This window comes from Bacillus sp. FSL M7-0307 (assembly GCF_038627835.1).
GTDB lineage: Bacteria > Bacillota > Bacilli > Bacillales > Bacillaceae > Bacillus > Bacillus altitudinis.
In genome coordinates, this window is sequence record NZ_CP152023.1 from 2526954 (window position 1) to 2539326 (window position 12373).

Here is a 12373-nt window from a genome sequence, read left to right on the forward strand (position 1 = left end):
TTTGACCTTGTTATAAAAATATTTTATCGGTTTCTCTTAAAATAATGTATTTAACTTATTTCTTATTATACTTTACCATTTTGATTAGATAAATAGTAACTAAACAATTGAGGGTGAGAGCAATGAGAAAAGTTCCAATCACAATCATGCGAGGCGGTACAAGCAAAGGGGTCTTCATTCAAGCAAATGATGCACCTTACGAACACGATGAGCTCGAAGCATTTCTATTAGACATTATGGGCAGCCCTGACCGGCTGCAAGTTGATGGAATCGGGGGCGGTAATTCTTTAACAAGTAAGGTGGCCATTATCGATAAAGCCACTCGTCCAGATGTGGATGTGAACTATACGTTTGCACAAGTCAGCATCAATGAAAGGTTTGTCGACTTTAAAGGAAACTGTGGGAATATCTCATCAGCAGTTGGACCGTATGCCATCATTAAAGGACTTGTCCAAGCAGTTGAGCCTGTCACAACAGTAAGTATTCTGAATACCAACACGAATAAAATCATTGTGGCAGAGGTAGAAGTCGAGAATGGAGAAGTAAAATTTGAAGGACAGGCAGAAATTCCAGGAGTGAAAGGAACAGGTTCTCCCATTTATTTATCCTTTGAGAAACCTGAAGGCGCTGTCACAGGTAAAACCTTTCCGACTGGAAACAAAATGGATACGATCCAGACAAAGTTTGGAGAGATTCCGATCTCAATCGTTGACATTGCAAATCCAATCGCCTTTGTCCGTGCCAAAGATATTCAATTAAAAGGAACTGAATTGCCTGAGGAGTTTACAGACGAATTGCTGGATGATTTAGAAGAGATTCGTTCCATCGCTGCTGAAATGTGTCACTTCGCACCAAAAGAACTGGCCACATTACAGTCTCCTGCTGTTCCAAAGCTTGCGATCATCAGCGAGCCTGCTGATTATGTAGATACAAATGGAATATTGAGAAGAGCAGCAGATATGGACATCATCGTTCGGATGCTATCGATGCAAAGACCGCACCAAGCACTTGCCATCACCGGATCTGTCTGTGTGTCAGCCAGCTGTTTCATGGATCAAACGCTTCCGGCACAGCTGTTTCAAGGTCAAGATGATACACTTCGAATTGGTCATCCTGCTGGTATTATGCAAACTGAAATTGATATCTCACAAAACAGAGTGAAAGTCATTCGAACCGCAAGAGAAATCCTAGATGGAGTGGTCTTTACAAAAAAAGACTACATGGTTCAACCTCAAATAAAAAGAGAAGCATAAATGAGACGTCATCTTGTCGACAAAGAGCTAAAATGAACTGATTTTAGCTCTTTGTCTTTTTTTCAGTGTGAAGATCTTAAAGCAACTCCGTTCTAACACCGAATAATCGAACGAAAAATTGGGCTACTTGGGCGGTGCATCAATATCTCCTGCTGAATGGGCTTTTATATGGCCTTGATCATCTTTTAACTGAATATGACCATAACGGTTCACACCACAGCAAATCCCTTCCTGCCATGTTTGCTTTTCACGATCTAATGAAATACGAAGCGGTTGATTCAGCCGATATAATCGTTTGTTATAAAGGGCAGTGAGGGCTTCAAATCCTTCCATTTGCCAGCGTGCATGGTATTTTTCAAAGGCAGCTGCCAAATCTTTCACTAGCTGGTCCGCTTTCACCTCAGTGAGTTCTGATAGGCAAATGGTTTTATACGGAACGTGCTCCGGCTTTGTTTCTACATTGATGCCCACACCGATGTAAATGGCGCTGCGGTCTGCTTCAATTAATGTGCCAGATACTTTCGCTTCATTAATCAATAGATCATTTGGCCATTTGATTGCCAGCTGATCCTCTGCTCTCATAAGTGGTTTGAGTACATCATAAATGGCGAGTGCCGTCAGCGGGGCAATCGTTGATTGGGTGGAGATATCTACTGGCGGTTTTACTGTCATTGTGACAGCCACATTCCCTGTAGGCGTTTCCCACGGTCTGCCAAGCCTGCCTCTCCCTGCTGTCTGCTGCCGGGCATATACGGCAAATGAAAGTATTTCTCCTTGCTGAATAAGCCTTTTCGCTTCATTATTTGTACTATCAATGGTGTCGTATTGAAAAATCTTCATGTGATCTCCTTTTGTTTCTTCTTCATCTGATTTTTTTATTATAACAAAATGAAGCATCTACCCGTGATTCTTTAATGTCGCTGGGCTTGAAAAGTTTCTTTTTCCTCTTCTGTAAACGGCACAGGGGCACCGGTGTCTTTACTTATTTGCACCATCGTAACAGAGCCTGTAAAACACGGTTCTTGCTGCTCATTTTCTCCTAAATAATGAAGGATGAGAGAGCTTGATCCAACCTTTTCCGGCTTTACATACACACGCAGCCTCTCACCGATCTCCACTTGCTTGATGTAATCACATTGAAGGTTTGCCACGACCGTAATCGTCTCTCTCGCGCGCTTCATTCGTTTATCTACAATTCCCGTTTTTTGAAAGAAGGCAATCCGCGCCTCTTCAAAATACACAAACGGGGTGACATTGTTCATGTGACCAAACATATCCGTTTCTGAAAAACGGACGGTTGTTTCCACATAAAATCGAAACGATGCCCTCCACTCTTCAAACGGTTCTTCAATATATGACGGCAGCCTCATTTGATTCACTCCTTATTCGCAATCAAAACGCCTCTCCCGTATTGGAAGAGGCGTTTGTTATGTTTTTGCATCCAGCCTCTTGTAAACACTCATCATGATTGGCAAGGAGGACTGAATGTGATGTTATTCTGCGTGATCGCTTCCGAAGAAGTTACGGAAAGCTTGTAATGTTGTATCTCGGTTAAGTGCTGCAATTGATGTTGTGAGCGGGATTCCTTTCGGACAAGCCTGCACACAGTTTTGAGAGTTCCCACAGTTTGCAAGACCGCCATCACCCATAATTTCTTCTAAACGGTCAGACTTATTCATTGCACCTGTCGGATGTGCGTTAAATAAACGAACTTGTGACAGTGGTGCAGGGCCCATAAAGGAAGACTTATCATTCACGTTTGGACAAGCTTCAAGGCAGACACCACATGTCATACACTTCGAAAGCTCATACGCCCATTGACGCTTTTTCTCAGGCATTCTTGGTCCAGGTCCAAGATCATATGTGCCATCGATCGGCACCCATGCTTTGACTTTTTTCAATGAATTGAACATGCGGCTTCGATCAACCTGCAAGTCTCTCACAACCGGGAACGTTTTCATTGGCTGAAGACGAATCGGCTGCTCTAGCTTGTCAATCAGTGCTGTACATGACTGGCGAGGCTTTCCATTAATGACCATGGAACAAGCGCCGCATACTTCTTCAAGACAGTTCATGTCCCAGTTGATCGCCGTTGTTTTTTCACCTTTTTTATTGACCGGGTTACGTCTGATTTCCATGAGTGCAGAAATGACGTTCATATTCGGACGGTAAGGGATTTCGAATTCCTCATCATAAGGCTTGCCATCTGCTGTATCTTGACGTGTGATAATAAATTGAATCGTGTTTTTTTCACTCATCTTATTTCTCCACCTTTTTCTTCGAGTAATCTCGTTTACGAGGTGCAATTAACGATACATCGACGTCCTCATAGTGGAATGCAGGTTTTTGGTTTTTCCCTTTGAACGTAGCCATCGTTGTTTTTAGGAATTCTTCATCGTTTCTTTCTGGGAATTCCGGTTTATAGTGTGCGCCTCGGCTTTCATTCCGGTTGTAAGCCCCAATCGTAATGACGCGTGCCAACTGAAGCATGTTGTCAAGCTGACGCGTGAAGGCAGCGCCTTGGTTGCTCCATGAAGCTGTATCGTTGATGTTAATATGCTTATAGCGCTCCATCAGTTCTTCAATCTTCTGATCTGTTTTTAAGAGCTTCTCGTTGTAACGAACCACTGTCACGTTGTCCGTCATCCATTCTCCAAGCTCTTTATGAAGCACATATGCATTTTCTGTGCCATCCATGCTAAGGATGTTGTCCCATTTCTCCTGCTCTTTCTTCACGGCACTGTCGAATGTTGCAGATGATAAATCTTCTGCAGACTTTTCAAGACCGCTAATGTATTTCACAGCATTTGGTCCAGCAACCATTCCACCGTAAATCGCAGAAAGCAATGAGTTTGCACCAAGTCTGTTTCCGCCGTGCATAGAGTAATCACATTCTCCTGCAGCAAACAAGCCTTTGATATTCGTCATTTGATCATAATCAACCCACAATCCGCCCATTGAATAATGAACAGCCGGGAAAATTTTCATCGGAAGCTTACGCGGGTCATCACCCATGAATTTTTCATAGATTTCAATGATTCCACCAAGCTTAATATCAAGCTCTTTTGGATCTTTGTGAGAAAGATCTAGGTACACCATGTTCTCTCCGTTGATGCCAAGCTTTTGCTCCACACATACGTCGAAAATTTCACGCGTTGCAATGTCACGCGGTACAAGGTTCCCGTATGCTGGGTACTTTTCTTCAAGGAAGTACCAAGGTTTTCCGTCTTTATATGTCCAAACACGTCCACCTTCACCACGAGCTGATTCACTCATGAGACGCAGCTTGTCATCTCCTGGGATCGCTGTTGGGTGAATTTGAATGAATTCTCCATTAGCATAATGAGCACCTTGCTGATAAACGATCGATGCAGCTGATCCGGTATTAATCATGGAGTTCGTTGATTTACCGAATACGATACCAGGGCCGCCTGTTGCCATGATGACAGCATCTGAACGGAAGGATTCGATTTCCATTGTCGTCAAGTTCTGTGCGACAATGCCTCGGCATACTTCTTCGTCATCTAAGACAGCGCCAAGGAATTCCCAGCCTTCATATTTCGTCACAAGCCCCGCTACTTCATAGCGGCGAACCTGCTCATCTAGTGCATATAATAACTGCTGACCTGTTGTCGCACCAGCAAATGCTGTACGGTGGTGCTGTGTTCCCCCGAAACGGCGGAAGTCCAGTAATCCTTCTGGTGTTCTGTTAAACATTACACCCATACGATCAAGTAAGTGGATAATGGACGGCGCTGCTTCACACATTGCCTTTACTGGCGGCTGGTTAGCTAAAAAGTCTCCGCCATATACCGTGTCATCAAAATGCTCGTAAGGTGAATCTCCTTCACCTTTTGTATTGACCGCTCCGTTAATTCCGCCCTGTGCACAAACAGAATGCGAACGTTTTACAGGTACGATTGAAAATAGTTTAACAGCTGTTCCCGCTTCTGCTGCTTTGATAGTTGCCATGAGACCAGCTAAGCCGCCTCCGACAACGATGATGCTAGAATTACTCATTGTAGCCCCTCTCCCTCTTCTACTAATCTATTTCCTCTTAAACAAAAGCGAAAATTGCTCTTAGCCCTACATATGAAAGCGCTATAAATATACCTAATGTCACATATGTGGAGATTCTTTGTGAGCGTGGTGAAACTGTAATTCCCCAGCTGACAGCAAATGACCACAAGCCATTAGCAAAGTGGAAAATAGTAGATAAAACGCCGACAATATAGAAACCTAGCATAAATGGAGAGCTTAAAATATTCGCCATCATGTCATAGTTTACTTCAGCACCAAGCTGCGCTTGAATGCGTGTTTCCCATACGTGCCAAGTGACAAAAATCAATGTGATGATACCTGTAATCCGTTGCAGTCTGAACAACCAGTTTCTTAAGTAACTGAAGCGAGACGTGTTGTTTTGTGCCGTAAAGGCTATGTACACCCCATAAACAGCATGATAGATCAGTGGTAAGAAAATCACGAACAGCTCAAGTGCATATCTGAATGGAAGCTGTTCCATAAAGTGTGCAGCTTTGTTAAACGCCTCTGGTCCATTCGTCGCAAAGTGGTTAATCACTAAGTGCTGTACTAAAAATAGACCGACCGGAATGACGCCAAGCAAAGAATGCAATCTCCGATAAAAAAATTCTTTGTTCCCCGACATTACTTTACCCCCTAGTAAAAAAAGTGCAATTGCTTGAAAATTGTCTTACCCCCGCTTCTTTCAATTGTAAGCACTTTATTCAAATTTATTGACAATTTCATTTTACTCCTATGTCAAAAAAGCGTCAAGAAACCGCGTACATAAATTAAAATTTTCCGAAATTTAAAAGTTTTAAATCAAAATTCGTTTTACTACAATAAGAATTTCTTAGACTTCAGGGAAAACTCTGTCATCATATGCCCACATAAGCTATAATAAATTGTTGAAAGAGGGGAGCCATACAATGAATAAATTCGAATCTAACTTAGAACAGCTAAAAGAAATTGAAGTCAATGGATTTGCCTACGAGCTGATACGCGAAGTTCTGCTGCCTGACATTCTTGGTCAGGATCATTCATCTATGATGTATTTTGCGGGTAAGCTACTTGCTCGTAAATTTCCTCAAGAGTCATGGGAGAAGATCCCCGAATTTTTCCATGATGCCGGATGGGGAACTCTCACGATGGTCCATTCTAAAAAACAGGAAATTGAGTTTGAGCTCGAAGGTCCACTTGTATCGAATCGACTCAGCTATCAAAAGGAGCCATGCTTTCAAATGGAAGCAGGTTTTATCGCTGAACAGATTCAGCTGCTCAATGAGCATGTGGCTGAATCCTATGAACAAGTAAAAAAGCGTGCTGATAAAGTCATTTTGACCGTTAAATGGGATTTAAGAGACCCTAGCTAACACTGCTTCTGAAAGGCGAGGACTTCGTGTCACGCCTTTTTTATATGCCCTTCTATCATAGCACAGTTGGCGTACCGGTTTACGCATGTTTTTCTTTCTTCATATGCTGATGATTTCCAATATAAAAAAGAGGTGTATCTTTTTATGAGATGCACCTCTTTTGAAGATTTAAGAATGAGCAGCTGCGCTCACTTTTGATAATTCAAACGCATCATGAAGGGCTTCTACAGCTTTTACCATATCTTCACGATCAACGACTGTTGAGACTTTAATCTCAGACGTACTGACCATTTTCACTTGAATGTCTTTTTGAGCTAACACAGCGAACATTTCAGCCGCAACGCCTGGGTTTGAAACCATACCAGATCCCACGATGGATACTTTCGCTAATTTGCTTTCTGTCTCAATCTGCTCGTAGCCAAGCGCCCCTTTATATTCTTCTAATACTTCAACTGTTTTGGACAAATCATCCGTTTTGACAGAGAAAGAGATCGACGTTTGATTGGTGCTTGTGACAGACTGAATGATGATATCAACATTGATATTTTGCTTTGCAAGTGTCGTAAAAATCGTCGATAGCGTTGTTAAACCGCTTGAAAGGCCACATACCGTCACGCGTGTCATCTGATCTTCAAATGCAATGCCTCTTACAACTAAATTTTGTTCCATGGATGATTCCTCCTCAATTAACGTACCCGATTCATTTTCAATACTAGAACGGACTTCTAGTGGGATTTGATAATTTTTCGCAAATTCGACCGCTCTCGGATGCAGCACACCTGCTCCTAAATTGGCTAACTCAAGCATTTCATCATATGAAATTCCTGCAAGTTTTCGCGCAGACGGCACATAACGAGGATCTGTTGTAAACACACCTGGTACGTCCGTATAAATATCACATTTGTCCGCTTTGAGTGCCGCAGCTAGTGCCACTGCTGTCGTATCTGATCCACCACGCCCAAGTGTTGTAATATGTAGATCATCCGCAATTCCTTGGAAACCTGCTACAACGACGACTTTTCCCGCACTCAGTTCTTCTTGGATTCTTGCTTCATCGATGTCCACGATTCTTGCATTTCCGTGTACCTTCTCTGTTTTCATCCCAGCTTGCCAGCCTGTAAAGGAAATGGCATCATAGCCTTTTGCTTGGAGCGCCATCGCTAATAATGAAATGGTCACCTGCTCACCAGTTGTCAGTAGCATATCCATTTCTCTTTTGCTTGGATCATTTGTGAGTTCTTTCGCTAGGTCTACTAGAACATCCGTTGATTTGCCCATCGCAGACACAACCACGACCACATCATTTCCTGCTTCGCGTTCAGCGATGACTCTCTCTGCGACATTGCGAATTTTTTCTGTCGATCCAACAGATGTTCCACCAAATTTTTGTACAATTAGTCCCATGTCTACCACCCTTTTTCAAAAGATCACGTGTGAGAGAAGAGGCTGCGGAGATTGCTCTCTGCACTGCAAATAAAAAAGCAATGAGAGAACAAATCTCCCATTGCTTTAAAATCATCATCAAACGATGCAAACAATGAGATAGCCCTCCAAGAAATACATTCTTGACAGCCCTACATTTCTTCAATGTACAGCCAGCGAATAAAATGAGTGGATTTTATTCACTTCGGCGACGCTCCCCTTTCAGCCCTCTTCCTAGATCCCCTCGATCTCTGAAGGCTTACTCTTGAAGTTCGCACCTCTATCTTCAACAAACAACACGTTCATTTATTAAATTAGTCACATCTTAACAGACTTTTGGAAAAAGTACAATCTATTTTTTTAATGCCTCCATTAAAAGTTCAGCCGTTTGTTTCGGAATACCAGCGTCCTGAAAATCCTGGATAGAGGCTTCTTTCATCTTTTTCACAGAGCCAAAATGTTTAAGCAACTGCTTTTTACGCTTTTCTCCGATACCTGGGACATCGTCTAGAATAGACTGAAAAGCATTCTTCCCGCGCAGCTGCCGGTGAAAACTAATCGCAAATCGGTGCACTTCATCTTGAATACGCTGCAATAAATAAAAGGCCTGACTATTCCGTTCCAGCGCAACAATTTCAAGCGTATCACCCATCATCAGATTCGATGTCCTGTGTTTTTCATCTTTCACAAGACCTGCCACAGGAACAGACAGATTTAATTCATTTTCGAGCACATCTATGGCTGCGTTGATTTGTCCTTTTCCTCCATCGATTAAAATCAAGTCAGGAAGCGGCAGTTCATCTTTTAACACACGGGTATACCGCCTTCTAATGACTTCACGCATGGAAGCATAATCATCAGGCCCCTCAACGGTTTTAATTTTGTATTTTCGGTATTCCTTTTTATACGGCTTCCCGTCTTGGAAGACAACCATAGCGGAAACGGGGTCTGCTCCTTGGATATTGGAGTTATCAAAAGCCTCAATCCGGTATGGCATATAAATATTGAGTGCATCTCCAAGCTGCTTCACTGCACCAATTGTCCGTTCTTCATCACGCTCTATAAGCGAGAACTTTTCTTTGAGAGCAATTTTGGCATTTTGGTGGGCAAGTAAAAGCAAATCCTTCTTCTTTCCTTTTTTCGGCTGATGAACATTCGTTTCAAGCAATTGCTCAATCATCTCTTGATCGACGCTGTCTGGCACCAAAATTTCCTTCGGCAAAAAGTGGTTGTTCTTTTCATAAAACTGCCCCATAAACGTGAGAAATTCTTCCTCAGGGTCTTGATACATCGGAAATAGGCTGACATCACGTTCGATTAATTTCCCCTGTCTGATGAAGAAGACTTGGACACACATCCAACCCTTATCATAAGCATAGGCAAATACATCGCGATCGGATAAGTCACTCATCGTCATCTTTTGCTTTTCCATCGTTGAGTCAATGTATGCGATTTGATCTCTCAGCTCTTTTGCCCGCTCAAATTCTAATTGTTCGGCCGCTTCTTGCATCTTCTCTGTTAATTCTTTCTTGATTTGCTGATGACCTCCGTTTAGAAATCTTGTGATTTCATCGACGAGCTGCTTATTCGTTTCTTCAGAAATGTCATACACACACGGAGCAAGACATTGTCCAAGATGATAATAAAGACAGACTCGGTCAGGGAGTGTCGCACATTTTCTAAGTGGATATAAACGGTCGAGCAGCTTTTTCGTTTCTCTTGCTGCTTGTACGTTCGGATATGGACCGAAGTATTTCCCTTTATCCTTTTTCACATTGCGAGTGACAATCAGCTTAGGGTGACGTTCATTCGTAATTTTAATAAAAGGGTACGTTTTGTCATCCTTGAGCATGACATTGTATTTTGGGTCATATTTTTTGATTAAATTCAGCTCTAAAATAAGTGCCTCAATATTTGAAGAGGTGACAATGTATTCAAAGTCTTCGATTTCACTGACAAGCCGCTGCGTTTTGGCATCATGAGATCCTGTAAAATAAGAGCGGACCCTATTTTTTAATACCTTTGCCTTTCCCACATAAATGATCGTATTTTGTCTATCTTTCATTAAGTAACAGCCTGGTTGATCAGGTAAGACTGACAGCTTTTCTTTGATCAATTTGTTCATATTTTCATCCGTCCTTGTTTTCCGCTTTCACTCCTTCTAGTGTATCACGAACATTTGTTTTATACCACGATGAAAGAAAAGCGGCTCTCGACTATACGAGAACCGCTTTTTGAGATCATGCCACGCGGGCATAGATCGGTTTATAGATGTTTGTTTACAAGCTCAGCTAGTGCTTCTTTTGGTTTGAAACCAACAGACGTTTCGACGACTTCACCGTCTTTTAAAACAAGAAGTGTTGGGATACTCATAACGCCGTATTTACCAGCAGTTTCTTGGTTATCATCCACATCAATTTTAACAATTTTCATTTTATCGCCCATTTCTTGATCAAGTTCTTCAAGAACTGGAGCAATCATTTTACAAGGTCCGCACCAAGGTGCCCAAAAGTCTGCAAGAACAACACCGTCTGCAGTTTCTTGTGAAAATGTTGCGTCAGTAGCTTTTACGATTGCCATTATTCATTCCTCCAATGTAAATTATGCTTTTTAGTATAGCATCTACCAATGTGACTTGCGAATGAAATGCTTACGAATCATTTTTTATGAAATGAATTAAAAAACAAACCGTATAATCGCACCAATAACAACAATCGCACCAATGATCATCAGAATGGTTCTAAGCATATGACATGACTCCCTTTCCGCTTCATTTACAATGTATGATGCCCCAACATTCTTCTCATCAAACATCGAAATATGCAATTAAGTGAGGTCTATAGTTATCATGACCACTGACATTGGCGGCAGCTCTACCGTTAATTCGCCGGGCTTTACAGTCATTTGCTGAAAGTCTTTTGGCTGAACAGAATGAGGATCATCGAATGTATTATGCGCATTCATGCGATCAGCCGTCAGCACACGTCCAGTGACTTTCGTTTGTTCATCAATCCCTTCAATGGCAAGGGATATCTCTCTTTGTTCATGCGGATTCAGATGACAGTAGCTGATATGCATCTTATCTGATGAACGCGAGGCTGACACACTGACCTGAGGAATTTTTTCACCTCTTCGTTCATACGGCGGTGAAACGAACTCCACTTCAAGCGCTTCTTCCTCTTGATGCACTTGAAACATGTGAAATACATGATACGTAGGCGTCAGAAGCATCTTTTCGTCCTTTGTTAGTACCATCGCTTGCAGCACATTGACTGTCTGAGCGATATTTGCCATGTGAATCCGCTCGCAATGGCGATGAAAAATATGAAAATGGAGAGCGGACACAAGGGCATCTCTTAATGTGTTTTGCTGGTACAAAAACCCAGGATTTGTACCAGGCTCTGGATCATACCATGTCCCCCATTCATCAATAATCATCCCGATTCGCTTGTCTGGGTCATAACGATCCATGATTTCTCCATGGTCTTCGACAAGCCGTTCCATCTCAAAGGCCTTTTTCAGCGTGATAAACCATTCATCCTCATCGAATTCAGTCGCTGATCCTTTCTTCTCCCATGTACCAGGTACCGTGTAATAATGTAAACTGAGCCCATCCATCCACGGTGCAGCCCGCTCCATCAATACTTTCGTCCAATTCACGTCATTAGAGTTCGCGCCGCAGGCGATTTTGTAAATACGCTGCCCTGCAAACTCTCTTACGTACGTTTGATAGCGTTTATATAAATCTGCGTAGTATTCAGGCGTCATATTCCCGCCGCAGCCCCAGCTTTCATTGCCTACACCAACATAGGTCAGCTTCCAAGGTTCTTGTTTTCCGTTTTTAATGCGCCAGTCTGACATAGGTGTCCCTTTTGGAAATGTCATGTATTCGACCCAATCGGCTAATTCTTGAACAGACCCGCTTCCCACATTGCCGCAAATGTATGGCTCACATTCAAGCAGCTCACATAATGCCATAAATTCATGCGTACCAAATGCATTGGATTCAACCGTACCACCCCAATGGGTGTTTACCATCGGCTTTCGTTCACTCAGATCACCTACACCATTTGCCCAGTGATACTCGTCTGCAAAACAGCCACCCGGCCACCTAAGCACCGGGATATGTAATGCTTGAAGGGCCTTTAGCACATCAGTACGAATCCCTTCAACATGATCAATCTCTGAATCTCTCCCTACCCAAATTCCGTCATAAATTCCTCTTCCTAAATGCTCTTGAAAGTGTCCATAGATGTGTTTAGAAATGCGTCCAATCACTTCATTGACTTTTACTGTCCCATTCAC

At 42.5% G+C, this 12373-nt stretch carries 11 protein-coding genes and 1 riboswitch; of the genes, 2 read left to right on the forward strand and 9 right to left on the reverse strand.

The window, feature by feature from the left end; all coding sequences use genetic code 11:
- Window positions 1–122 precede the first annotated feature (122 nt).
- Complete coding sequence (locus MHI41_RS12925; protein WP_282833767.1) at window positions 123–1253, forward strand: PrpF domain-containing protein; 1131 nt, start codon at window positions 123–125, stop codon at window positions 1251–1253.
- 123 nt (window positions 1254–1376) lie between these two features.
- Here the strand turns inward: MHI41_RS12925 and MHI41_RS12930 are convergent, their stop codons facing one another.
- The 5 genes from MHI41_RS12930 to MHI41_RS12950 all read right to left on the reverse strand — a co-directional run bounded on the left by MHI41_RS12930 (window position 1377) and on the right by MHI41_RS12950 (window position 5919).
- Entirely contained in the window at window positions 1377–2093 is a 717-nt protein-coding gene (locus tag MHI41_RS12930; protein ID WP_282833766.1) for a biotin--[acetyl-CoA-carboxylase] ligase, read from the reverse strand.
- 71 nt (window positions 2094–2164) lie between these two features.
- Window positions 2165–2623, reverse strand: coding sequence for a thioesterase family protein (locus MHI41_RS12935; protein ID WP_007501614.1), 459 nt, complete (start codon window positions 2621–2623; stop codon window positions 2165–2167).
- 123 nt (window positions 2624–2746) lie between these two features.
- Window positions 2747–3511: a succinate dehydrogenase iron-sulfur subunit gene (gene sdhB, locus MHI41_RS12940; protein WP_072367454.1), complete on the reverse strand. Its 765-nt coding sequence runs from the start codon at window positions 3509–3511 to the stop codon at window positions 2747–2749.
- Between the two features lies 1 nt (window position 3512).
- Window positions 3513–5273, reverse strand: a complete 1761-nt coding sequence (sdhA, locus tag MHI41_RS12945; RefSeq protein WP_008345971.1) for a succinate dehydrogenase flavoprotein subunit — start codon at window positions 5271–5273, stop codon at window positions 3513–3515.
- A gap of 37 nt (window positions 5274–5310) precedes the next feature.
- Window positions 5311–5919: a succinate dehydrogenase cytochrome b558 subunit gene (locus MHI41_RS12950; protein ID WP_007501622.1), complete on the reverse strand. Its 609-nt coding sequence runs from the start codon at window positions 5917–5919 to the stop codon at window positions 5311–5313.
- A gap of 283 nt (window positions 5920–6202) precedes the next feature.
- On the opposite strand from MHI41_RS12950, the gene MHI41_RS12955 reads away from it, so the two are divergent.
- Window positions 6203–6646, forward strand: coding sequence for a YslB family protein (locus tag MHI41_RS12955; protein WP_008345974.1), 444 nt, complete (start codon window positions 6203–6205; stop codon window positions 6644–6646).
- 168 nt (window positions 6647–6814) lie between these two features.
- Here MHI41_RS12955 and MHI41_RS12960 read toward each other — a convergent pair whose 3' ends face one another.
- The 4 genes from MHI41_RS12960 to MHI41_RS12975 all read right to left on the reverse strand — a co-directional run bounded on the left by MHI41_RS12960 (window position 6815) and on the right by MHI41_RS12975 (window position 12373).
- Window positions 6815–8050: an aspartate kinase gene (locus MHI41_RS12960; protein WP_202734303.1), complete on the reverse strand. Its 1236-nt coding sequence runs from the start codon at window positions 8048–8050 to the stop codon at window positions 6815–6817.
- A 131-nt stretch (window positions 8051–8181) separates the two neighbouring features.
- Window positions 8182–8359, reverse strand: a riboswitch (Lysine riboswitch).
- A gap of 61 nt (window positions 8360–8420) precedes the next feature.
- The gene (gene uvrC / locus MHI41_RS12965) at window positions 8421–10193 is read right to left on the reverse strand and encodes an excinuclease ABC subunit UvrC (RefSeq protein ID WP_007501627.1); all 1773 of its coding nucleotides are present in this window, start codon (window positions 10191–10193) and stop codon (window positions 8421–8423) included.
- Window positions 10194–10333: 140 nt separating this feature from the next.
- Window positions 10334–10648 (reverse strand): thioredoxin, encoded by a 315-nt coding sequence (gene trxA / locus MHI41_RS12970; RefSeq protein ID WP_057079227.1) that lies wholly within the window; start codon window positions 10646–10648, stop codon window positions 10334–10336.
- Window positions 10649–10894: 246 nt separating this feature from the next.
- Window positions 10895–12373 carry an alpha-N-arabinofuranosidase gene (locus MHI41_RS12975; RefSeq protein ID WP_057079226.1) on the reverse strand — a complete coding sequence of 493 codons (1479 nt, stop codon included), beginning with the start codon at window positions 12371–12373 and terminating at the stop codon, window positions 10895–10897.